This is a genomic window from Novosphingobium sp. BAM6, assembly GCF_057784955.1.
Window position 1 is genome coordinate 1664617 of the sequence record NZ_JBYNTR010000001.1, and the last position, 24711, is coordinate 1689327.

Annotated in this window: 16 protein-coding genes; 4 read left to right on the forward strand and 12 right to left on the reverse strand. The window is 67.7% G+C overall.

What is annotated here, in order from left to right:
* Window positions 1–32: 32 nt before the first annotated feature.
* Genes AC3EC3_RS07765 through AC3EC3_RS07775 form a run of 3 tightly spaced genes read right to left on the reverse strand, consistent with a single transcriptional unit; the run spans window position 33 to window position 6969 of the window.
* Window positions 33–914, reverse strand: a complete 882-nt coding sequence (locus tag AC3EC3_RS07765) for a transglutaminase family protein (RefSeq protein ID WP_488489009.1) — start codon at window positions 912–914, stop codon at window positions 33–35.
* Complete coding sequence (locus tag AC3EC3_RS07770; RefSeq protein ID WP_488489010.1) at window positions 914–3511, reverse strand: circularly permuted type 2 ATP-grasp protein; 2598 nt, start codon at window positions 3509–3511, stop codon at window positions 914–916. The genes AC3EC3_RS07765 and AC3EC3_RS07770 overlap by 1 nt, the downstream gene beginning before the upstream one ends.
* Before the next feature lie 35 nt (window positions 3512–3546).
* A complete protein-coding gene (locus AC3EC3_RS07775; protein WP_488489011.1) occupies window positions 3547–6969 on the reverse strand; it encodes a transglutaminase family protein in 3423 nt (1140 codons plus the stop codon).
* Between the two features lie 142 nt (window positions 6970–7111).
* On the opposite strand from AC3EC3_RS07775, the gene AC3EC3_RS07780 reads away from it, so the two are divergent.
* Window positions 7112–9325: an RNA degradosome polyphosphate kinase gene (locus AC3EC3_RS07780; RefSeq protein ID WP_488489012.1), complete on the forward strand. Its 2214-nt coding sequence runs from the start codon at window positions 7112–7114 to the stop codon at window positions 9323–9325.
* Window positions 9326–9609: 284 nt separating this feature from the next.
* Window positions 9610–11088, forward strand: coding sequence for a Ppx/GppA phosphatase family protein (locus AC3EC3_RS07785; protein ID WP_488489013.1), 1479 nt, complete (start codon window positions 9610–9612; stop codon window positions 11086–11088).
* Between the two features lie 24 nt (window positions 11089–11112).
* Here the strand turns inward: AC3EC3_RS07785 and AC3EC3_RS07790 are convergent, their stop codons facing one another.
* The 9 genes from AC3EC3_RS07790 to AC3EC3_RS07830 form a co-directional block, all read right to left on the reverse strand.
* Window positions 11113–11796, reverse strand: a complete 684-nt coding sequence (locus AC3EC3_RS07790) for an MgtC/SapB family protein (RefSeq protein WP_488489014.1) — start codon at window positions 11794–11796, stop codon at window positions 11113–11115.
* 54 nt (window positions 11797–11850) lie between these two features.
* The gene (gene virB11, locus AC3EC3_RS07795; RefSeq protein WP_488489015.1) at window positions 11851–12855 is read right to left on the reverse strand and encodes a P-type DNA transfer ATPase VirB11; all 1005 of its coding nucleotides are present in this window, start codon (window positions 12853–12855) and stop codon (window positions 11851–11853) included.
* 47 nt (window positions 12856–12902) lie between these two features.
* The gene (locus tag AC3EC3_RS07800) at window positions 12903–14006 is read right to left on the reverse strand and encodes a TrbI/VirB10 family protein (RefSeq protein ID WP_488489016.1); all 1104 of its coding nucleotides are present in this window, start codon (window positions 14004–14006) and stop codon (window positions 12903–12905) included.
* A gap of 5 nt (window positions 14007–14011) precedes the next feature.
* Window positions 14012–14809 (reverse strand): TrbG/VirB9 family P-type conjugative transfer protein, encoded by a 798-nt coding sequence (locus tag AC3EC3_RS07805; protein ID WP_488489017.1) that lies wholly within the window; start codon window positions 14807–14809, stop codon window positions 14012–14014.
* A complete protein-coding gene (locus AC3EC3_RS07810; protein ID WP_488489018.1) occupies window positions 14806–16071 on the reverse strand; it encodes a TrbL/VirB6 family protein in 1266 nt (421 codons plus the stop codon). The genes AC3EC3_RS07805 and AC3EC3_RS07810 overlap by 4 nt, the downstream gene beginning before the upstream one ends.
* A gap of 5 nt (window positions 16072–16076) precedes the next feature.
* Entirely contained in the window at window positions 16077–18527 is a 2451-nt protein-coding gene (locus AC3EC3_RS07815; RefSeq protein WP_488489019.1) for a VirB4 family type IV secretion/conjugal transfer ATPase, read from the reverse strand.
* A 34-nt stretch (window positions 18528–18561) separates the two neighbouring features.
* Complete coding sequence (locus AC3EC3_RS07820) at window positions 18562–18858, reverse strand: VirB3 family type IV secretion system protein (protein ID WP_488489020.1); 297 nt, start codon at window positions 18856–18858, stop codon at window positions 18562–18564.
* Between the two features lie 3 nt (window positions 18859–18861).
* The gene (locus tag AC3EC3_RS07825; RefSeq protein ID WP_488489021.1) at window positions 18862–19158 is read right to left on the reverse strand and encodes a TrbC/VirB2 family protein; all 297 of its coding nucleotides are present in this window, start codon (window positions 19156–19158) and stop codon (window positions 18862–18864) included.
* 211 nt (window positions 19159–19369) lie between these two features.
* On the reverse strand, window positions 19370–19738 hold the full coding sequence (locus tag AC3EC3_RS07830; RefSeq protein WP_488489022.1) for a tetratricopeptide repeat protein: 369 nt from the start codon (window positions 19736–19738) through the stop codon (window positions 19370–19372).
* A gap of 346 nt (window positions 19739–20084) precedes the next feature.
* On the opposite strand from AC3EC3_RS07830, the gene AC3EC3_RS07835 reads away from it, so the two are divergent.
* Window positions 20085–21725 (forward strand): three-fingered domain-containing protein, encoded by a 1641-nt coding sequence (locus AC3EC3_RS07835; protein WP_488489023.1) that lies wholly within the window; start codon window positions 20085–20087, stop codon window positions 21723–21725.
* 85 nt (window positions 21726–21810) lie between these two features.
* Entirely contained in the window at window positions 21811–24522 is a 2712-nt protein-coding gene (locus AC3EC3_RS07840; RefSeq protein WP_488489024.1) for a TonB-dependent receptor domain-containing protein, read from the forward strand.
* The last annotated feature ends 189 nt before the right edge of the window (window positions 24523–24711 follow it).

Genomic DNA, 24711 nt, shown 5'->3' on the forward strand with positions numbered 1-24711 from the left:
ATAAGGGCCTGCAAAAGCGGGCCCTTATTACATCAGTCCAGCGGCACCACATCGACGGCAACCGTCATCGTCTGCTGCGCCGCGCCCTTGAACGTGCCGTCGATCGGCGCGACATCGGCATAGTCGCGGCCCATGCCGACGAAGATGTGATCGCCGCCCGCCAGCACGTCGTTGGTGGGATCGAAGCCGATCCAGCCCAGATCCTCCCCGCACCACAGCGCGACCCAGGCATGCATCGCATCGGCGCCGACCAGTCGCGGCTGGCCGGGCGGCGGCAGGGTGCGCAGATAGCCACTGACGTAAGCCGCCGGAATGCCGAAGGCCCGTGCGGCCACGATCATCACCTGGCTGAAATCCTGACAGACACCGGCGCGGGCGGCGAAGGCATCGGCCACCGGCGTATCGGCGAAAGTCGCGCCCGGCAGATAGGTGAATTCGCGGTGGATCGCGCCCATCAGCGCCTTGCCCGCATCGATCACCGGCAGGTCCACGTCAATCAGCCCTTCGGCCCAGAGCGCAATCGCGGCCTCTGCCGGGGCCTGCGGCGAGGCGAAGATGTACGAGGCCGATCCCAGCGCGGACAAGTCGGGCGAAGCCATCGCCCGTTCGCGCAAGTCCGTCAGCGATGGGCCGGTGCTGACCGCCAGATGCATCGGCAGGCTCTCGCGCTCGACGGTGAAGCGGCTCTCGATCCGCAGGCGGGTGATCGGCTGCTCCAGCGCGAAGCGGGTCTCGAAGACGTGATAGCCGCCCTCCCCCTCGACGATCTGGGCAGGGCCGGGATCGAGCCGCAGCGCATGGTCCTCCACCCGCTGCCCCGGCCACGCCGCGGGGCGCAGCCGCAGGTTGAACCGCGCGAAACGCACCGGCGCCGCATAGCCCACCTCGGTCACATGGCTCACTGAAAACCGCATTACATCACCCGCGCGCGCCGATCCGCCTCGTCCCTGTCTAGCGCGAGGAAATAGCGCGTGGAGATCGCATCGGAAAGCTCGGCCAGCCGTGTTTCGATGGCCAGCAGGCGCACCGGGTCCATCGCGGCGGCCTCGGCAGCCTGCAGTTCGCCGTGCAACTGGCGGGCGAGGCGCAGCGGTACTTCGGGCAGATTGTCGTCGCGCACCACCGGCAGCGCTTCGAGATGGCGCACGATCTCGGCCACCTGAAACACCAGCGCGCGCGGATTGTCGGGATCGAGCAGCACCAGATCGCGCACCGGGTTGAGCAGCGGCGCGGCAAGGTAGCGGCTGCGATAGACGATCTGGCTGTCGAACAGGTCCAGCAGTATCCCCGGCGCGCCGGACAAGGCCACATCGGCCTCGATGCGCGTCAGGTGCGCGAAGATGCGGCAGATCGCCTGCGCCCGCTCCATCCGCTGCCCCAGTTCGAGGAAGCGCCAGGCAGGCCCGCGCACCATGTTCTCGGCAATCAGCCCCGCGAGCGCGCTGAACTGCTCGGTCAGGTGCCGCGCCGCGCCCAGCATCGCCTGCGGGCGCGCGCTGTCGACGCGCGGCATCGGCGCCGTGACCAGTCGCCAGACATCGCTGGAGAAACGGTCACGCAGGCCCCGGCCCACGCCCTGCCGCTGGCGCAACAGCGCAGGCACATTACCACCGGCGGTCCTGCTCGACAGCGCCTGCGCGCAGAGCACCGCAACATCCGACGCTTCGCGCACCGCACCGCCGGGCGAGGCCGCGCCCCACCAGCCAAGCAGCTGTGCAAGCCGAGCGACGACGTTACCGGTTCCGTTCTCCAGTTGCCCGTTCTCGAACAGGCTGTCGCCCTCCATGGTGCTGCCCAGCAGCGTCTTGACGACGCGCACGACGCTCTCGGCGCGTTCGTTGTAGCGCCCGAACCAGAACAGGTTGTCCGCCGCCTGACTGGCGAGCAGCCCGCCCCCGCGCGAGATCGGCGGTTCGGCAGCGATAAGGCTGGGCGCCTGCAACGCGGTCGGCTGTTCATCGACCACCCAGACGTCCGCCGACACATCGCCCGCGCCGATCATCGAGGTCGGCAGGCCCGAGGAGGAAGACAGCCGCGCGAAGCCGCCGGGCATCACGCTCCAGCTGCCGTCGCTCCCGCGCGCCAGAAACGCGCGCACGGTGAACGGGCGCGGCTCGATCCGGCCTTCCACAATGGCAGGCGTGGTCGAAAGGCGCACGATCTCCTGCCCGCAATAGTCCATCGGACGGCGCGCCAGCGCATCGAGCACGGCCTTGCGCCGCGCGCCCGAAAGCTGCGCCCCGGCAATCGGCGCATCGCTTTCGAACCCGGTCACGGTACGCCCGAAGGCGGGGATCAGCGCCAGCTCGTCGAACCGCTCGGCCACGGTCGCCGCCTCTGCGCCCTGCCCGCACCACCATGTGGCGACGGTGGGCAGCAGCGGCTCCTCCCCGGTCAGCAGACGGCACAGGCGCGGCAGGAAGGCGGCGAAGGCGGGCGTCTCGAACACTTCGGCGCCGGGCCAGTTGATCATCTCCACGCCGCCTGCGTCCCAGGCATCGAACAGCCCAGCCACGCCAAGGCGCGAACGGGCATCGAAGGTCAGCGGGTCGAGCGCCTGCGTATCGATCCAGCGCCACAGCGCATCGACGCGCTTGGGGCCTGCGATGGTGCCGACATAGAGCCGGTCCTCCAGCACCGAAAGATCGCGCCCTTCGACCAGCGGAAAGCCCAGATAGCGGGCCAGATGCGCCTGCTCGGCATAAGTCTGGTTGAAGCGTCCGGGGGTGAGCAGCGCGATGCGCGGCGCCTCGCGGCGGCAGGCGGCGGCCATGCCATCGCGCATGCGGGCGAAGAAATCGGCATGGCGGCGCACGGTGCCGTCTGCCAGCAGGCCCTCGCTCGTCCGGGTCATCGCCAGCCGGTTCTCCAGCGCATAGCCGATGCCGGTCGCCAGCCGCACGCGGTCCTGCAACACCCGCCATTGCCCGCGCGGCCCCCGCGCCAGATCGGCGGCATAGACCTGCAAGAAATGCCCCTCACGCGGCATCCGCCCCAGCATCGAGCGCGCGAAGAACGGGCTTCCGGCGATCACCGGGGCGGGCAGATGCCCCTCCTCCACCAGCCTGCGCGGACCATAGACGTCGGCGGCAAGGTGCTCGAACAGTTCGGCGCGCTGAATCAGGCCGCGCTCCAGCTGCGCCCACTCGCCCGCGCCGACGATCAGCGGCATCGCGGTGAGCGGCCAGTCGCGTTCGTCCTCGTCGCCCGGCACGCGGAACGACAGGCCCAGTTCGGCGGCATTGCGCGCGGCGATATCCTGAAGCGCCGCCGGATCGCCCTCGCCCAGCCGGGACAGGCGCGCCGCCGTGCGCTGCCAGATCCGCGCGACACCGGGCGCGGCATCGCCGAACAGATCGCCGCCCGCCACGTCGACCGGGTAATCGTCGAGCCAGCCTGTGGGCTGCGGCTCAGAGGAGACGGATGCGGGAACAGCCGAAGTCGGAGGCACCGATGCAGGCAGAGCCGCAGGCACGTCCGGCTCGGCTTTTGCGGGGGTATCCTTGGTCACGGCAACAGGCGGTCGTTTCGCCATCGTGGCCTGCCTCAGAAGCCCTGCGTGCCGCGCTGCGGGCGCCGCAGGTCGAGCGTGTAGGGAAATTCGCCCGGCAGTTCCTCACCCGGCACCGGCAGCGGCCCCGGTGAGTGGCCGTGATCCTGGAACCGCGCCTTGCGCCGCGCCTCGGCCTCGTAGCCATTCACCGGCACATCGTCGTAATTGCGTCCGCCCGGATGCGCGACGTGATAGACGCAGCCGCCCAGCGAGCGACGGCTCCACAGATCGTAGATATCGAAAGTCAGCGGCGCGCTGGGCGGCAGCATCGGGTGCAGGCACTCGGCCGGCCACCACGCCTTGTAGCGCACGCCACCCACGCCTTCGCCCGCCTTGCCTCCTCCCCCGAGATTGGCCCCGACCTTGCTCAGCGGCACCCGGCGTCCGTTGCAGGTGATGACATGGCGCCCCTCGACCAGCCCGGTCGCCCTGACCTGAAGGCGCTCGGTCGAGCTGTCGACATAGCGCACGGTGCCGCCGATCGCGCCGGTTTCGCCCAGCACGTTCCACGGCTCCAGCGCGTGGCTGATCTCCAGCGACACCCCGCCGCCCTCGACGCTGCCGTGCACCGGGAAGCGGAACATGCGCTGCGCCTCGAACCAGGCCGGGTCGAAATCGTAGCCCGCGCGGCGCAGATCGCCCAGCACGTCGAGGAAATCGTCCCACACGAAGGCGCCCAGCATGAAGCGGTCGTGCAACTGCGTGCCCCAGCGCACCAGCGGGCCGTCCTGCGGCTCGCGCCAGAACCACGCGACGAGCGCGCGGATCAGCAATTGCGCCGCTGCCGACATCTTCGCCTCGGGCGGCATCTCGAAACCGCGGAACTCCAGCAGGCCGAGCCGCCCGGTGGGGCCGTCCGGGCTGAACATCTTGTCGATGCAGATCTCGGTGCGATGGGTGTTGCCGGTCACGTCCACCAGCAGGTTGCGGAACAGCCGGTCGACCACCCACGGTGCGGGTTGGAGCTGGTCAGGCCCCGGCACCTTCGCGAGCGCGATCTCCAGCTCGTAGAGCGCATCGTGGCGCGCCTCGTCGATGCGCGGGCTCTGGCTGGTCGGGCCGATGAACAGGCCGGAGAACAGGTAGCTGAGCGAGGGATGGCGCTGCCAGTAGAGCACGAGGCTTTTCAGCAGGTCCGGGCGGCGGATGAACGGGCTGTCGAGCAGGCTTGGCCCGCCCAGCACGATATGGTTGCCGCCGCCGGTGCCGATCGAGCGGCCATCGACCATGAACTTGTCGGCGGTGAGCCCCACCTCGCGCGCGCAGTCATAGAGCGTCTCGGTGATCTCCACCGTCTCGCGCCAGCTGGCGGAAGGGTGGATGTTCACTTCGATCACGCCGGGATCGGGGGTGACTTTCAGCACCGTCAGGCGCGGATCGGGCGGCGGGGGATAGCCCTCGATCCGCACCGGCAGGCCCATGCGCTCGGCCTCGGCCTCGATCGCGGCGATCAGGTCAAGATAATCCTCCAGCGCCTCGGTGGGCGGGATGAACACGGCGAGGTAATCGCCGCGCGGCTCGATGGTGAGCGCGGTGCGCACCGCGCCGTCGATGATGTCCTGCTCGACGATGGGCTGTGCGAAGACATGCGGTTCGGCCACCGCCTCGCGCCGCTGCGCCGGGCCGGTGCCAGCTTCGCGCACCTGATGCCCGCGCTGCGCCGCCTGCTGACGGAAGTCAGGCCCGTGAAAGTCAGGCAGGTCACCGCGCACCTCGGCGGTATCGCGCACATGGATATAGGGATAGTCCGATGGCCCGACATGCGGCAGCGAGCCCAGCGGCAGGCGATAGCCGAGCGCGGAATCGCCCGGAACCGCCGTCAACAACCCCTTGCGCACGCGCCAGAACTCGCTGCGCCAGCGCGGCACGCCCGCCACCTTGTCGTTCCAGCGCTGCACCGGCAGCACAAAGCCGATCGGCGTGTCCATCCCGCGACGATACGTGCGGCGGAAGCGGCGCGCCAGTTCCTCGTCCTCGATTGCCGGGTCCAGCGGCGTGGTGTTCACCGGCAGCTCGTCCTCGCGCAGCATCCACACGCCCGCGTCCTCGTAGACCGGCTGGACGTATTCCGCCTCGACGCCAAGCCCCTCAGCCGCCGCGCGCAACAGCGCCTCAGCGGAGGCGGCATCGATGGAGGGCACCGGATCGGGATCGCCGCCCTTGCCCAGCGGCTTCTCGCCCGCGATCAGGCTGTCATCACGCCAGATCGGCAAGCCGTCCTTGCGCCAGTAGATCGAATAGCCCCAGCGCGGCAGCGTTTCGCCCGGATACCACTTGCCCTGCCCGTGGTGGAGCAGCGAGCCGGGGGCGAACTTCTGGCGCAGGCGGCGGATCAACCGGTCGGCATAGGCCGCCTTGGTGGGGCCGACGGCGGCGCTGTTCCATTCAGGCGCCTCGAAATCAGTGGCGGCGATGAAGGTCGGCTCGCCGCCCATCGTCAGATTGACGCCGCCCGCCGCCAGATCGGCATCGACCCGGTCGCCCAGATCGAGCAGCGCGGTCCAGCGCGCATCGGTAAACGGCTTGGTGATCCGCACCGCCTCGGCAATGCGGCTGACGTTCATCTGGAAGTCGAAATCGACCTCGGCAGGTTCGGCCAGCCCCTCGATCGGCGTGGCCGAGCGATAGTGCGGCGCGGCGCACAGCGGGATGTGCCCCTCCCCCGCGAACATGCCCGATGTCGCGTCGAGCGCGATCCAGCCTGCCCCCGGCACATAGGCCTCGGCCCAGGCATGGAGGTCGGTCACGTCCTCCAGCACGCCGACCGGCCCTTCCTTGGGCGTGACATCGGCCACCAGCTGGATCGAGTAGCCCGAGACGAAGCGCGCGGCGAAACCCAGCCGCCGCAGCAGGTTGACCAGCAGCCACGCCGAATCGCGGCACGAACCGAGCCCTGCCTCCAGCGTCTCTTCGGGCGTCATCACGCCGGGCTCCATGCGGATCACATAGTCGATCCGCTGTTGCAGCTGGCTGTTGATCTCGACGAGGAAATCGACCGTGCGCCCTTCGTGGCCCGCATAGCTTTCGACCAGCGCCTCGAACAGCGGGCCGCCGGTTTCCGGTTCGAAATAGGCCGCCAGATCGGCCGCCATCGTCTCCGAATAGGCGAAGGGATACTCTTCCGCATCCGGCTCCACGAAGAAGTCGAACGGGTTGATGACGGTGAGGTCCGCCAGCAGGTCCACCTCGATCGCGAAATGATCGATCGGGTCGGGAAAGACCACGCGCGCCAGCCAGTTGCCATGCGGGTCCTGCTGCCAGTTCAGGAAATGCTCGGGCGGGCTGATCTTGAGCGAATAGTTGGGCACCGCCGTCCGACTGTGCGGCGCCGGGCGCAGCCGGATCACCTGAGGGCCGAGGCGTATCCGCTTGGAGTAGCGATACCGGGTGAGATGGTGCAGCGCGGCCTTGATCATCGCGCGCAACCTTGCGCCATTCCGTGCTGCACTGCAACGCCGTTCGTTTCCCGAACACTGCCGATCCGGCACATTTTGTGACGCAAGGCAGCGTAGATGAACGATTGTCGCGAAGCCGTCATGATGGCATGAAAGAGGGCCGATGGTGGATACGAACGAACTGCTTGCCGCCGGCGCTGCCCTGCAGACGCCCGATGCCTCCCGCCCCGTGCCGGACAGCGCACCCGCACCCGACGATCTCGCCTCCCGGCCCGAGCGGTTCTTCAACCGCGAGCTGAGCTGGCTGACCTTCAACGAGCGCGTGCTGGCCGAAGCGAGCAACCCGAACTATCCGCTGCTCGAACGCCTGCGCTTCCTGTCGATCTCGGGCAGCAATATCGACGAGTTCCTGATGGTCCGCGTCGCCGGCCTCGCCGGACAGGTGCGTCGCTCTATCGAGGAAATCTCGCTCGACGGGCGCACGCCCTCGCAGGCGATCGCGCTCACGCATGAAAAGGCGCTGGAGCTGGAGCAGGTCCAGCAGGCCAGCTGGGCCGGGCTCAAGCAGGAACTCGAAGAGGCGGGCATCCACGTCATCGGCGACGATGAGGAACTCGATACCGACCGCGCGCACTGGCTGCGCGAATATTTCCTCGAACACGTCATGGCGGTAATTACCCCGCAGGCGATCGACCCCGCGCACCCCTTCCCTTTCGTGCCCAACCAGGGCATCGGCGTGCTGTTCCCGCTGGTCCGCATCGCCGACGAGGCACCGGTGATGGAGATGGTGCTGATCCCTGCCGCGCTGCCGCGCTATATCCGGCTGGCGGGCGAGCAGGCCGCATGGATCTCGATCGAGGACCTTATCGTGCGCAACGCCGCCGAGCTGTTCCCCGGCTTCCGCATCCACGGCCACGGCGTGTTCCGCATCCTGCGCGATTCCGATATCGAGATCGAGGAGGATGCCGAGGATCTGGTGCGCTACTATCGCACTGCGATCCAGCGCCGCCGCCGCGGCATGGTGATCTCGTTGCAGCTTCAGGGCAATTTCGACGCCTCGGCAGAGGAACTGCTGCGCGCGCAGCTGGGCCTCGAACGCGCGCTGATCATGCAGAGCAAGGGTCTGGTCGGCTTCAACGGCCTTTCGGCGATCTGCGACGAGGACCGGCCGGAGCTGAAGTTCGCGCCCTACACCCCGCGCTATCCCGAACGCATCGTCGAGCATGACGGCGAGATCTTCGCCGCCATCCGCGAGAAGGACATCGTCGTCCAGCACCCCTACGAAAGTTTCGAGGTGGTGATCGACTTCCTGCGGCAGGCCGCGCGCGACCCGGACGTGGTGGCGATCAAGCAGACGCTCTATCGCGCAGGGAAACAGTCTGCGATCATCTCGGCGCTGATCGCAGCAGCCGAGGAAGGCAAGTCGGTGACGGCGGTGGTCGAGCTGAAGGCCCGCTTCGACGAGGAGCAGAACTTGCTCTGGGCCAGCCAGCTGGAGCGCGCGGGCGTTCAGGTGATCTACGGCTTCGTCGACTGGAAGACCCACGCCAAGACCTCGATGGTGGTGCGCCGCGAAGGCGACGGCTATCGCACCTACTGCCACTTCGGCACCGGCAACTATCACCCGCTGACCGCGCGCATCTATACCGACCTGTCGTACTTCACCGCCGATCCGGCAGCGGGGCGCGACGTCGGGCGGCTGTTCAACTTCATCACCGGTTATGTCGAGCCGACGCGCACCGAACTGCTCTCGATCTCGCCGATCTCGCTGCGCTCCACGCTCTACGAATGCATCGACGACGAGATCGCCAATGCGCAGGAGGGCAAACCCGCCGCGATCTGGGTCAAGCTCAACTCGCTGACCGATCCGGGGCTGATCGACAAGCTCTATGCCGCCAGCCGGGCGGGCGTCGATATCGACTGCGTGGTGCGCGGCATCTGCTGCCTGCGCCCCGGCATCGAGGGGCTGTCGGAGAACATCACCGTAAAATCGGTGATCGGGCGCTTTCTGGAACACAGCCGCATCTGGGCCTTCGCCAATGGCGAGGAACTGCCGAACCGCCGCGCGCGCGTGTTCATCACCTCGGCCGACGGCATGAGCCGCAACCTCGACCGCCGGGTGGAAGTGCTGCTGCCGATCACCAACAAGACCGTCCACGATCAGGTGCTCGATCAGGTGATGCTGGCCAACCTGCTCGATACCGAACAGAGCTGGGTACTGCATCCCGACGGCAGCTATGCCCGCGTCGGCGCGGTGGAGAACCCGTTCAACCTGCACCGCTATTTCATGACCAACCCTTCGCTTTCCGGGCGCGGGGCGGCGCTGGCGAGCGGGCGCAAGGTGCCCAAGCTGTCGCTGCGGCGCGGAAATATCTGAAAACGGCGCGCATCCCGGCCCGCCGCCGGCGCGTTTCAGCGCGGGCCGCTGGCGTATTTCGCCAGGTTTCGTGGACAAGTGCACACCGGGGGTATGGCGCCCCCGGCGTGAAGACGGTAGCGAGGCGCTGCAATGACAGTCGATCAAACGGCAGCAGACCCAACGGCAGCAGGCAGCTTCATGGCGCCTTTCTCCCTCGCCTGTCGCGGGGCGCCTTTCTCCCTCGCCTGTCGCGGGGCGCCTACCCGTAACGAGGCGGCGCGGGCGCATAAGGCGACGCGCACATGAGTACGCGGCGCGCCATCATCGACATCGGCTCTAACACCGTGCGCCTCGTCGTCTACGATGGCCCGCCGCGCGCGCCGGTGACGCTGCACAACGAGAAGATCAACGCCCGCCTCGGTCGCGATCTCGACAAGACCGGCGCCATTCCCGAAAAGGCCTTCACCAGCGCGACCGGCGCGCTCGCCCGCTATGCCGCGCTGCTGCGGCTGATGAACGTGGACGATGTACAGTGCGTGGCCACCGCCGCCGCGCGCGATGCCTCTAACGGCCCGCAATTCGTCGGCGCGGTGCGCGCACTCGGCCTCGAACCGCGCCTGCTCTCGGGCGAGGAAGAGGCCCGCGCCAGCGCCACCGGCGTCATCGCCGCGTTTCCCGGCGCGCGCGGGATCGCGGCGGACCTTGGCGGCGGCAGTCTGGAACTGGTCGAACTGGCCGAAGGCAAGGTGCGCCCCGGCGGCGTCACCATGCCGTTCGGAACGCTGCGCCTGCCGGACCTGCGCAAGGGCGACAACCGGGGCGGCAGTACTGCGCATTTCGCCGCCGCGATCCGCCAGGGCCTGAAGAAGACCGGCTGGAACCGCCCGCAGGGTCAGAAGCTCTATATCGTCGGCGGCTCGTGGCGTGCGCTCGCGCTTCAGACGATGACCGACATGGACTGGCCGGTCGACGATCCGCACGGCTTCGAACTCGATCCCGAGACCGCGCTGACCTTCGCGCGCAAGTACGCCAAGGGCGCGCCGGTCCATCCCGATCCGACGATTTCCGCCTCCCGCGTCGCCTCGATGTCCGATGCCGCCGCGCTGCTGGCGCAGATGATCGTCGAGCTGAAACCCTCGCGCCTCGTGTTCTCCTCGTGGGGCCTGCGCGAAGGGCTGCTGCACGCAGCGCTCCCCGAAGCGGTGCAGGCGGAAGACCCGCTGCTCGCCGGTGTCGCCGCCTTCGCCGGATCGGACGTGCTGACCATCGACGGCGCCCGCGCAATCGCGAACTGGTGTGCGCCTGCCTGCGAGGATCGCCCCGAGGACGGCGAAATGCGCGTCGCCGCCACGCTGCTGGCGATGACCGCGATGCGCACCGAGCCCAACCTGCGTGCCGAGGAGGCGATGACCTGGGCCTTGCGCAAGCGCTGGATCGGCCTCGACATGCACGGGCGCGGGATGCTGGCGATGACCGTCTTCGCCAATTCCGGCAAGACCGCCGTGCCCGAGCCGTTCCTGCGCCTCGCCGCTGAGGCCGACCTCGACCGCGCGATCGTCTGGGGCCTTGCCGTGCGCCTGTGCCGCCGCCTTACCACCGGCAATCCCGCCGCGATGACCGAGGCGCTGCTGGAGCGCGGCGCGCAGACGCTCACGCTCACCGTGGCGGAGGGCATGCGCCCGCTCTACAACGCCAGCGTCGCCAAGGACCTGAAGGCTTTGGCCGAACGGCTCGGTCTTGCTGCAAAGGCCCAGGACGGCACCGGAAAACCGCTGAGCTGAAACCACTGACCTGCAAGCGGGAGCTTATTCCCCGCCCTTTCGATGAACCTCCACCGACTGGACGCCGGGCTGCGCCTTCAGCCGGTCGGTGCCCTGCTTGATGTCCGAGCGCGAGACGCGCACGAGGTGGACGGTCTGAAACTCCATCCCGTCTTCCTCAAGGCTCTGCGTGATCCGGCGGATCTGGCCTCCACGCACACGCAGCAGGCGCTTGAGGTCATCCTCGCGCAGGCTCCCGCGCTCGATGTGCAGGCGCACGGTGCAGCTCTGGACGCGGGCGCGGTAGGCTTCCTCGATCGGCTTGAGCCCTGCCAGGATCACCAGGATGATGATCGTCGCCGCCCCGGCCGCGAAATAGAGCCCCCCGCCTGCCGCCAGCCCCAGCGCGGCGACCGCCCAAATGCTCGCCGCCGTGGTCATCCCGCGCACCACGTTGCCTTTCAGCAGGATCGAGCCCGCGCCCAGAAAGCCGACGCCCGAGACCACCTGCGCCGCCGCGCGCGAGGGATCGAGCACGACATGCGGCATCTGCGTCGCACTCTGGAAGCCATAGGCCGAGACGATCATGATCAGGCACGCACCCACGCTCACCAGCATGTGGGTGCGGATGCCCGCCGACCACAGCAGGCGCTCGCGCTCGAACCCGACGAGGCTGCCGATGGCAGCGGCAGCGGCCAGACGGATGAGGATATCGGCATGGGAAATCATGGGTATTGATCCGGCGGGAAGCCGGATTGTTCCCAGACGCCGCTGAAAACGCCGTCAGACCAGCGTGTGGCTTTCCGCGATCATGCCGATGCCGCGCTTGCCGCCCTGCCGGTCGAGCTGGACCACCACGTCGATCACGCTGGCGGCGTATTCCAGCGTCTCAGCGCGGGTCAGACCGATGTTCGACTGCATCGCCATCAGCGCGATCTGCTCCAGCGCGCCGCGCGGGGTATTGGCGTGGACGGTGGAGAACGAGCCGGGATGTCCGGTGTTGATCGCGCGCAGGAAGCTGACCGTCTCGGTGCCGCGCAACTCGCCCAGCACGATGCGATCCGGACGCAGGCGCAAGGCGGCCTGCAACAGGTCGTTGGCCGAGACTTTCGCCTCGCCCAGTTCCCCCTTCACCGCGATCAGGCCGACGCCGTTGGCCCCCGGCAACCTCAACTCGGCGGTGTCCTCGACCACCACCACGCGTTCTTCAGCCGGAATTTCGGCAAGCATGGCGTTGAGGAAGGTCGTCTTGCCGGTGGAGGTACCGCCCGAGATCAGGATCGTGCGGCGGCGGCGGATCGCCTCGCGCAGGAAATCGATCGGCTGGGCCATGGCATCGGGCATCGGCGACTCTGCCACCGTCGCGATCGGACCGCGATCGTAGGCGTCGAGCGGCAGTTCCAGCAGGCGATGGCGGCGGATGGCCATCGCCCAATTGGCGCGCGTCGCAGGCGGGCCGACCAGCTGGATACGCGCCCCTGCCTGAGACTGGCCGCTCTGCCCCTGATACGCCGGAAGCGTCGCGGCGAGCAGCGGATGCTCGCGATTGATGCCCTGATGGCTGATCCGCGCCACCTGCTCGGCCAGACGCTGGAGCAGGCGATTATCCATCGCCGGAACCGACACGCACTGCATGCCCGGCAGGGCCGCATCCTCGACCCAGATCTCGCCGGGGCGATTGACGAGAATTTCCGTCACCGTCTCGCGCTCCAGCCATGGACGCAGTGGGGCGAGATAGGCATCGAGGTAGACGCTGCGGGCGACTTCGGCGGCCGGGACATCGCTCATCGGCGCGGTATCCTGCTGCACGAGATGGAGATCGCCGGACACGGGCGTCACTGAACTGGCGCGAAGTCGAGATCGCGCGCGGTGAACACGCGGATCGGCTCGCCCTGACGCACGCGGATGGTGGGCGAGATCGTGCCGTTCTGCTGGAGCGCGGTGGACGCCGCCGAACTGCCGCCGCCGCTGATGATGACATTCGATCCGCTGCTCGCCAGCGTCGAAAGCCCGCCGACCACCGAGAGCAGCATGGCCGAGCCGAAGCGCTGGAAGAAGTGGCTATTGACCTTGCCCGGAAGTCCGGTCTCGCCGCCGAACGCGATCGCGGGCGAGCCGATATCGACCGAGACGCCGTCCGGGCGGATCAACCGGGTCCAGATCACATAGGCGCGCTTCTGGCCCGAGGTCAGCCCGCTCTTGTACTGGCCGATCAGGCGCGAGGAGCGCGGGATCAGGACATGACGCCCATCGAAGCTGCGCACTTCGGTCGAGACGATGGCGCGCACATAGCCGGGCACGTCCGTATCGATCGCGGTTTCGAGCACGGCGGGGATCAGCGTGCCCTGCGTCACCGTGGTCGCCGGATCGAAGCTGCGCGCCGCGCTCGCCGTGCCGGAGCCGCCAGCGCCCAGACGCGCGGCGAAATCGTCGTTCCCGGCACCCACCGGCTTTCCCTTGCCATCAACGGCAGGCGCAGGACCGCTGGCCCGGCCTGCCGTGGCATCGAACACCACCGTCGGCGCGGTGGCGGGGTTCGGCGCAGGCGCAGTTGCAGTGCCGGGCGCATTGGCCAGCACCGGCGCCGGGGCGGGCGCGGGAAGCGGCGCAGCGATGGGGGCAGGCTGCGGTGTCGGCGCGCTGACCGGGGCAGCAGCCAGCGGCGCGGCGGCGGGCGACGCACCCGGCTGCACGACAGGCGGCGCCACCTTCTGCGCGGTCTCGTTCGAGGCGCTCAGGCTCCAGAACGTCAGTCCGCCCAGCCCGGCGACGATCAGTGCCCCCAGGCCAAGCCCCGCGCCGTCGCCCTTGCGCCGCTGCGAAACGGCAGGCAGCACCGAGCGGGTGGCGAGGTCGATGACCTGCGCCCCGTCGCTCTCACGCGGGTCGATGTCTCGCGCCATACTGTCGCGCTCACGGAAGGAACGGTTGGAAGCCATCGCGATCAGTCCTTGGCAAGCGCGGGAACGGGAGCCGCAGCAGGCGAGGCAGCCGCCGGTTCAGGTGCGGTGTTCTGCAACTCCGCCATGTCCTTGCCCGAACGCAGCACGAGCGCGCGCGGCACTTCGGGAATGACGATGGTGGCATCGCGCACGGCGTAGTTCACCGGGCCTTCGTCACCCTTTTCGTTGCGCATCAGGATTGCGGGCACCGCGCTCTTGTCGGGCCAGAGCAGGTAGGTGGAGCTGCCATCGTCCCACACGCGCGAGGGCCACAGCTTCGCCGTGCCGACGCGCTTCCAGGCATAGTTCAGCGCCGCCGGATCGGTAGGCATGGCGGCCAGATCGCCGCCGGTGATCGCCTGCTCCTGCGAGGACAGCGCCGCAACCTTGGGCGCCTGCTCACCCGGAACCGGTGTCTTGTCCGCATCGCGATAGGCGAAGCGCAGCAGGTAGAGCGGCTGGCCCTTGGGCGAGGCGACGAGATCGAAGAAATAGGTGTGGCGGTTCGTCACCACCGTCATGTTGGTATGGGCCGCCGCTTCCATCGGCTTCACGAACAGCAGGTCGGCGCGCTTGTTGGGCGTGATCTGCCAGCTGGCGGAATCGCCCACGGCCACGTTCTCGATCGCCTCGTTCGGGCCGAACTGGATCGTTGCCTGCACGCCCGCATGGCCCGCGATCCGTACGACCTCGTTATCGTTGTAGAGGTGCTGGACGAGGCGCGGGTCCGACGCCAGCGCGGGCGCTGCGGTCCACGCGCTCACCAGCGCCGGTACAGCCAGAACGAAAGCGCGGTTCATCGTGAAATCTCCCTGGAGGGCTTGGCCCCCATGTCGTTCGAGGGGCTGCGAAAGCGCGAGCCGATGCCCTTGGCCCGCTGCTCGCCGCCGCGCGGGGCCATCGGCTCGATGCCGCCCCCGGAAACCTGTGTGATATGCGTGCGGCGATCGCCGGTCGTGGCCCCCGCGCCCTGCCCCGGCTCGACAGTGACCGGCGGGGCCACCGCCGCTGTCGCCATCGCCGAGGTGCGCGAGGGAGCCGTCATCGCGGCGCCAGTACCCGAGGCCGGGACGATGGCCGCGCCGGGCGCCACCGCCGCCAGACGGGCAAGGTCGATGCCACCGCCGGAACGCTCGCTGTCGCTGCGGGCCAGACCGAAGACGTTCCAGCCGATCACCATGGTTCCGGCAACCTTGAACACCATCACCATCAGCGCGACGTGGACCGAGGCGACGAGGAAGAAGGCCATCGCCGAGCGCGCGTCGATCCCGCCCATCTGCGCATTCGTCGCCAGTGCCGAGATGATCGGCACCAGCAGTTCGAGCGAGACCATCCCGCCCAGCACCACGAACAGCGGCGTAATCGCGGTCAGCACCACGCCGCGCAGCCACCCGGCGGTCAGCCCGCGCGTGCCGCCGAACAGCGCCATCACCACGAAGATCGGCCCCAGCGCCATCAGGATTGCCAGCGCGATCCGCGCGGTCAACAGCACGCCCACCGTGCCGAGCAGCAGCTCGATGGCGCCCGCCCACAGGATCGTCTCCGGTGTGATAAGCCCGCCCGTACCGCCGCTTGCCGCAGCGGAAGCAGCGGCGGGCGCGCCTCCAGCCGCCGCGTCCGCGCCCTGCGGCTGCTGCCCCTGCGCGATCTGCGCCACCGCATCGAACACGATGTCGATCCGGTCTCCGAACATCTGGATTGCCGAGCCGCGCGTGTCGGTCAGCAGCGAGGCGATCCAGTCCGGGCCGCCCACGGCAAGGTTCCAGAACAGGTTCTGGTAGGCCAACCAGCTCGTCGCGAAGGTCAGCACCAGCCCCAGCGTCAGCATGCGCGGGGTGAGCGCGGAAATGCTGATGCGCGAGCGCCCGGTAATCAGCGAAAAGGCGAAGAAGGCGATGTAGAGCGTCAGCAGGATCGTCAGCACCGGCGCCATCGAGCCGTGCGCCCCGAACAAGCGGCCAAAGGCTGCGGCAGTGGTCTCGCCCGACACGCAATCGACCGCGCGCAGGGCCGGGCCGACCCCGGTGGACGCGACCTCGATCAGGGGCTTGCAGTCCGCCATCGCGGTTACTCCGCCGCCTCTTCGATCCAGATGTCGTCATCCCGCGTGCTCTCGCCGGGCCATTCCTGACCCGTCAGCAGCGGATACCAGTTCGCCGGGGCATCGCCGCAGCGTTCGCGCAGGACATCGAGCCTGCGCACCGTGCTTTCACGGCCCGACAGCACCGTCAGCACCTCGGGCATGCCCGACAGGTCGAGGCGCACCACCACCGAGGAATCGGACTGGCGAATCAGGAAGCAACGCGAGTGCGCGGGCAGCGTGCGGATCACGTCCAGCTCGTGCAAGGTCAGGCCGAAGCCCTCGCAGTAATCCTCTGCCCGCGCCCGCGAATTGGGCATGAACACCATCGTCGCGGTCTGTTCGACCAGCGCCGTCGCGATCTTCGAATCCAGCGCATCGCGCGCCGATTGCGTGGCGAACCCGACCAGCGCGTTGCGCTTGCGCAGGGTCTTGAGCCAGTCGCGGATGCGCGCGGCGAACACCTCGTCGTCAAGCGCCTTCCAGCCCTCGTCGATCAGGATCATCGTCGGCTCGCCGTCCAGCCGCTCGTCGATGCGGTGGAACAGATACATCATCACCGGCGTGCGCAGGCGCGGGCTTTCGAGCAGCGCGGTCATGTCGAAGCCGAGCACGCGGGTCGAAAGGTCCAGCCGGTCATGCTGGTTATCGAACAGCCAGGCATGCTCGCCCCCCCCATCCGGCCCCTGCCCGATCCACGCATCGAGACGCGAGGCGAGATCGCCCGGCTGCGGGCGGCGCGATCCGGCCAGCAGTTCGCGAAAGTACGACAGGCGGCGCAGCGCGGGATCGTTGTGATAGGCGGCATCGACGGCCTGCGCGATCGTTGCCAGTTCCTCCGGCCCCTCGGCGTTCAGCAGGACCCCCAGCCAGTCGCGCAGGAAGGCGCGGTTGGCGGGCGTATCGGGCAGCGAGAGCGGGTTGAAGCCGGTGGGATGCCCGGCGGCGATGCGGCTGTAGGTGCCGCCGATGCCGCGCAGGAACACTTCGGCGCCGCGATCCTTGTCGAACAGGATGGTGCGCGGGCGGAACTTCTGCGCCTGCGCGGCGAGGAAGTTCATGACCACCGTCTTGCCGGAACCCGACGGGCCGATGACGGTGAAGTTGCCGAGATCACCCTGATGGAAGTTGAAGAAGAACGGCGTCGCGCTGGTGGTGGCCAGCAGCGTCACCGCATCGCCCCAGTGGTTGTCGTGCGCCTGTCCCATGGCAAAGCCGTGGAGCGAGCCGAAGCAGGCCATATTGGTGCTGGAGATCATCGCCCGACGCACCAGAAAGCTCTCGTTGCCCGGCAGCTGGCCCCAGAAGCACGGCTCCAGATTGCCTTCCTCGCGCACGGCGACGGCCCCGGCATCGGCCAGCGCGGCGGCGCACATCGCGGTCAGATCGTCCAGCGTGGCCAGCGAGGGCGAGCGGACCAGCACGGACAAGTGATGATCGCCGAAGCCCACCGCGCCGGTGCCCAGCGCATCGCGCGCCGCGCCCATCTCGCGCCGCTCGGCCACGGCGTCCTCGTCCGCCGAGCGCAGGCGGCGCAACGAAAGATCGATGCGCTCGCGGGCGATCTGGCGGTCGGACAGCGCATAGGTCTCGGTCAGCACCAGTTCGCAGGGCAGGCGCAGCAGCGGATCGGTGAGGCCCGGCCCGGTCGAATCCGGGTATTCCTTCAGCGAGACGATCGAGGCGAAGCCCGCGCCGCCTACGCCTTTCAGCTCGATCGCATCGAGGCCGAAGTTCACGCGGCGATAGGGCAGCATCTGGCCCACGTCAGTCTCTTCGGCAGGGCGACGCACCGGGCGCATCTCGCCGTTGTAGAGCGCGCTCAGCAGTTCGAGCAGTTCCGAGCAGGTGCCCGAAGCGCCCTCGTAATCGCCCAGAAGCCGCGCGCCATAGGCGCCGAGCGAGGCGACCATCGCGCTCCCCGCTGCGCGCAGGGCGCGGATATCGGCGGGATCGGCCTCTGCCTCCGCGTGTCCCTTGCGGCTCCACGCGCGCGAAAGCCTGTCCGCCCAGCCCGCCTTGCCGCGCGCCGGGCGGCGCACCAGCGTGACGAACTGGTCGTTGACGAACAGCGCGCCCGAGGCGGTGCGCGCCCGCCAGCGCGCGTCGATATGCGCGGCCAGCGGATCGTCGAAAGCGCCGTCCAGCTCGATCTCGACCCGGCGGCGGATGACATGATGGTACAGCACGAAGCGCGCATCGAGCGCCGAACGCAGCAGGATTTCGCGCGCGGCGAGGTGCGCGTTCAGCTCGTCGCTGTCCGCCGTCTCGAACGAGAGCCCTGGCACCGCCAGCGAGAGCATGACCGAGCCATCGCGCAGCAGCACGACATTCTCGTCCACCAGCGCACGATAGGGCAGCCGGTCGCCCGCCATGGCTTCCTTGCCCGCCCATCCGGCGAGGCTCGCCAGACCCTTTTTCCCGCTCTGCCGTGTCATGGTGTCAAATCCCCCGCCCCTGCTTTTACCGCGATCAGGGCGCGTAGCTGTTACAGCCCCAGCGCTGCCAGTTGCGCACGCGCGGGCACTTGCTGACCCTGGCGATCCACAAGTCGAACACGCGCGGTTCGCGAAGGCACGCGAGATAGCCGCCGATGTGGATCGCCAGAGCGGCGGACAGCGTCCAGAAGCTCTTGGTGATCAGGAACACCTCGGTCGTCAGCGCGCCGTTGATGATGAAGAAGCTGTAGGTCACGCCCGCGAACATCTGCGGCCGCGTCAGCGCGCGGTGCACCGGATGGCGGGCCAGCGGACAAGAACCGGCCGCCATGGCTCAGCCCGCTGCCGTCTGGATGCCGGTGACGATCGCCCCGGCCCCGAACAGCACGAAGCAGCCGATGATGACTGTCGCGCCGAAGCGCCAGTTCATCCGGCCCGTGAGCATCATGAAGCCGACAGCCGCCACCGCCATCACCGCGACCGCCGTCGCGACATGGCCCAGCAGCGTGCCCTGAAGCCAGCCCAGCGCCGCCACGATCGGGCCGCTACCGGCGGGGTCGCTCCCCTGAACCGCCTGCGCCGCTGCAAGCTGAGGCGCCAGTGCGGCGATCATGCCGCCAAGCGCCGCCATCGGTGCGCGCCAATTGCGTCGCCCTGCTGAGTTGTGTCGAATCACGTGTGCCCTCCGTCTGTGGGCGAAGTGCGCGATTCACATGACACGAGTGTGACGAGATGACGGCCAATGCGACAGACTGTGACAGCAGATGCCGCGATCGGGCGGGGCCCATGGCGGGGCAATCACCTCCCGCCGCAACCTGCCACCGCCGTCAACCAGCCGGAAATCAGCGCGCGGCCACCGTTCTGGACAGGCGGCCAAGCCCCGCACGGGCGACATCCCGCGAGTCTGCCCAGGTGCCGTCCGCAAGCTCGATATCATAGCGCTCGCGCGAGGCGATGGCGGCCTTGTAGGCCTGCATGGCGCGCGCACCCTGCCCGGTCCCGGCATAGGCCGCCGCAAGGTTGATGAGCACCACCGGATCGCGCGAGTCATCGGCGCCTGCGGCCTGCAACCGGCGCAGCGCCGCCTGCGCATCGCCACGCGACAGCGCGGTATAGGCCACATCGACCCGACTCACACCATCATCCACCAGGCCGCTGGGAACGGCGGGCGCGGCGAGCGAGGCGGCCAGAAGCAAGGCGGTGACGGACATGACGGCAATCTCCCTTCGACTCTGTTTTCACGAGCCCGAGAATTCCCGGCTCCAGTGCAACAATCAAGGAAAAGACAAAAGTGTCATGAAAATGCAATCATGATGTGTATCGAGCGCAATTTGCGAGTCTGGAGCACTCGACCCATCCCGAAACCGCCCTCGTCAGACTACGCACCTGGTCATTTGGTCATAATGGTCATTCTCCAGTCGTATTTATTCCGTTTTTCGTCATCATAACGCCAACATAATGTCACCCCCCGAACCTACATCGGCGTCCAACGGGGGGCTGGCGACAACGTCCCCTGCCACACCTGCCTTCAGACATCTGCCTACAGGGGGACACCACGTGAAGAAGATCAACGGACTGCTGCTGCTGGGTTGCAGCGCTCTTGCCCTTGCCGGTTGCGGCGCCGACGACATCTCCTCGCCCGGTTCGGGCAGCATCGTCATCAACAACCCGACACCCACGCCAACGCCGACCCCCACCCCCACGGCGGGTACCGTCGTTGCGGCTGCCAGCTGCCCGACGTTCAACGCCACCGGCGGTCTGACCGACAGCGGCACCATTTCCGGCCCCGAAGGCTCGTGGCGCGTCTGCACGCTGCCCGCGCTGGTCGATGTCAGCTCCAGCCTCCCCAAGGTGGCAGGCGTCCTGTACCGCATGAACGGCCGCGTCGATGTCGGCTGCGACGGCGGCTTCTCGGCCCCGACGTCGGCTGCGCCCTTCGCCACCACCACCCAGAGCTGCATCGCTGCGGGCAAGACCTCGCTCAGTGCCGATACCAACGTCACGCTGACCATTGATCCGGGCGTGATCGTCTATGGCGAGAACAGCTCCGAACCGGCCTGGCTGGCGGTCAACCGCGGCAACAAGATCAGCGCCGTGGGCACCGCCGCCGCGCCGATCATCTTCACCAGCCGCGCCAACGTGATCGGCCAGAACGACGATACCTCGCAGGGCCAGTGGGGCGGCGTGGTGCTGCTCGGCCGCGGCAAGGTGACGGACTGCAACTACGGTTCGACCACCGTGGGCAACTGCCAGCGCGACACCGAAGGCTCGGTCAACCCGGCGATCTTCGGCGGCGCCGACAACACCTACAACGCAGGCTCGCTGAAGTACGTGCAGATCCGCTACTCGGGCTATATCCTGAGCAACGGCAAGGAACTGCAGTCGCTGACCGGCGAAGGTATCGGCACCGGCACCACGCTGGAATACTTCCAGTCGGTCAACAGTTCGGACGACGGCGCGGAATTCTTCGGCGGCGCGGTGAACTTCAAGCACTACATCGCGGTCAACGCCGACGATGACAGCCTCGACCTCGACACCGGCGTCCAGGCCAACTTCCAGTACGGCCTGCTGCTCCAGCGCGATGCGGGCGGCGACGCGCTGTTCGAGATCGACTCGGACGGCGCCGAGGACAACAGCCCCCGCTCGAAGATCCAGATCGCCAACTTCACCGGCGTCCAGAAGAGCGTGAGCACCAACAACGAATCGAACGACAAGGCGTCGATCCTGGTGCGCGGCAACTCGGACGTGACCTTCATCAATACCGTGATCGACACGCCGAACAACCAGTGCATCCGCGTCAACGGTTCGACCACCAACGGTTCGAGCCCGGCCACCTACAACGCCTACTCGATGGCGCTGACCTGCCTCAGCAACGACCAGTTCCTGGGCTCGGGCACCTACACCACCGCGCAGGCCGCAGCGATGTTCACCGCCTCTGGCGATACCAACAACAACGCCTCGCTCACCTCGACGCTGACCAACCTGAACAGCAACGGCACCGTCTTCATCAACGGTTCCAACGAGAGCGGCGTTGCCGGGTACACCGGCATCACCAGCCTCTCCAGCTACTTCACGCAAGTCAGCTACATCGGCGCCGTCTCGGGCAACAGCGACACCTGGTACACCGGCTGGACCTGCAACAATGCCACCGGCCAGTTCGGGTCGAGCACCAACTGCACCGCGCTGCCGACCACCTGATCGGCCGCCCATCTCGACATGGGAAGGGGCGGTCCTGCGTGGCCGCCCCTTTGCACATCCAAAACGATTTCCAGGGGGATCACCCATGATCAAGCCACGGCTTGTATCGCTTCTGCTGCTGTCCACGACCACGCTGACGCCCGCCGTCGCCTGGGCGCAGGACGGCGCTCTCACCAAAACGCCTGCGCCCACCGCGGCACCTCAGGCCACACAGCCCGCCGATGCCGTTCCCGCGGGCGAGGAAGAGGCGCCCGACGTCTCCATCCCCGGCGGCGCGATCATCGTCACCGGCACCCGCTCACGCGATGTCATGCGCTCCTCGACCGAAGTGATCTCGGTGCTCTCGTCCGAGCAGATCGCCCGCACCGGCGAAGGCGACATCGCCGGCGCGCTGGGCCGCGTCACCGGCCTGTCGGTGGTCGGCAACGGCTATGTCTATGTGCGCGGGCTTGGCGATCGCTATTCGCTGGCCCTGCTCAACGGCTCGCCGCTCCCCAGCCCCGAACCGCTCAAGCGCGTGGTCCCGATGGACCTGTTCCCGACCTCGCTGATCGCCTCGTCGATGGTGCAGAAGAGCTATTCGGTGAACTTCCCCGGTGAATTCGGCGGCGGCGTCATCAACCTGACGACCAAGGCGATCCCGACGGAAAGCTTCCTGACCATCGGCGGCGGCATCGGCTGGGATACCGAGAGCACCAACAAGATGGGCTACACCTATTACGGGTCGAAGACCGACTGGACGGGCTTCGACAACGGCAACCGCTCGATCCCGGCAACGCTGCGCGATTACTTCAACAGCAACACCGTGATCGACCCCAGCAGCGATCTTGCCAAGCAGATCGGCGGCAGCCTGATCACCAGCCGCAATGCCGTGGTGCAGCGCGTCGATCACCAGCAGCCCAATTTCTCCGCCAATATCACCGCAGGCACCTCGCTCGACCTTGGCGGCGCGACGCTGGGCGTGATCGCGGCGGCGGGCTATTCCAACAAGACGCAGACCCGCGACACCCTGCAACAGCGCACCTCGGTGACGACCGCGAACGAGAGCGCGATGTTCTCGAACTTCCGCACCGTGCAGACCGACAACCGCATCGTCGGCAACGCGATGCTCGGCCTCGGGCTGGAGTGGGGCGACAACAGCATCCGCTGGACCAACCTCTACATCCACGACACCGACAAGAACGCGCGCCTCAGCCTGGGTCGCGAGCCGTCCTATTCGGACACCACCGACCTTCTGGAACAGAACACCGCGTGGTACGAGCGCCAGTTGATCGACACCCAGATCACCGCCGAACTCAAGCCCGATCCCGATACCGAGATCGACCTGCGCGGCGGCTACGCGAACTCCAAGCGGCTCGCCCCTTACGAGATCCAGACCGAATACTATCGGACCAATCTGGACACCTCGGTCGATCCCTATGGTGACACCTTCATCAGTACGCCGGGCTATGGCGTTGCCAATCCCACGTCCGTCACCTTCTCGCGCCTCAACGAGAACGTGTGGTCGGCGGGCGGCGATGTGACGCACACCTTCTCGCCGGGCTGGACCGGCAGCGTGGGCTACGCCTTCCAGTACAACCAGCGCGACAACACCCGCCGCAACTTCAACTACCGCGTCACCGGCGATCAGGACCTGATCTATGCGCTGGGCACGCTGCGGCCCGACGTGCTGTTCCAGCCGGGCACGCTGTACCTGAACGATGCGGGCGAGAACTACCTGATGTCGTTCAGCGAGACCGAGACCGGCACCGCCCGGTTCCAGGCCTCGCTGGTCAACCACGCGTTCTACACCAAGCTGGACGGCGCGGTCAGCGATGCGCTCAGCTTCGATGCCGGTGTGCGCTGGGAATACGCGAAGGAGACCACCACGGTCATGCCGATCGCGGGCACGGCCAATGTCGCCAACGCGCTGAAGAACGAATACTTCCTGCCCGCCGCCACGCTGACCTGGGAAGTCGAGCCCGGCATGCAGGTGCGCCTTGCCGCCTCCAAGACGATCGGCCGCCCGCAGTTTCGCGAGCTGATCTTCCAACCGTTCTACGACCCCGAGACCAACCAGACCTATCGCGGCAACCCGCTGCTCAAGGACAGCCAGCTCTACAACGCCGAGGCGCGGTTCGAGTGGTACTTCGCCCCGCAGCAGCGCGTTTCGGTCGGCGCCTTCTTCAAGCGCATCGACAACCCGATCGAGAGCTTCGTGACGGACAACGAACAGTTCATCACGTCCTATGCGAACGCGCCCAAGGCCAACCTCTACGGCGCCGAGTTCGAAGTGCAGAAGTATCTGCCGCTCGATACATGGGGCGGCTTCTTCGCCACCCGCCGCGCGGTGGTGATCGGCAACTACACCTACTCGAAGTCCGAGCTGAAGGTCAGCGCCACCGATACCACGCAGATCTACAACGTGGGCACCGACCTTGCGAGCACCTACTTCCGCAACGGCGCGCCGATGGCGGGGCAGTCCAAGCACCTCGCCAACCTGCAATTGGGGCTGGAAGATACCGACCACCTCTCGCAGCAGACGCTGCTGCTGAACTACGCCAGCAAACGCGTGGTGACGCGCGGTCTCTACGGCACCGCACAGCCCGATGTGGTGGAAGATCCCGGCTTCACGCTGGACCTCGTGATCCGTCAGGGGATCGCGATTGCCGGCAAGCAGATCGAGCTGAAGCTGGAGGGGCGCAACCTCACCGGCCGCAAGCATCTGGAATACCAGCAGTTCGACGATGGCCGGGTGAACTTCAACACTTACGATCTGGGCCGCGTGTTCAACGCCTCGATCTCGCTTACGCTCTGATCGCTGCCATCACCGCCGCGAAAGGGGCTCCGCCGCATGTACGACGGGGCCCCTTTTTCGTTTGCGCATGTGCGACGGGGCGGCTAAGCGCGCGATGTCATTTGGGGAGTAGCCGCCCCGCATTCGTGCGAAGGCCCGTGCGTCAACATACTCGGTCGAGAGGCCGTGGCGGCGGGAGAAGGGATTTCT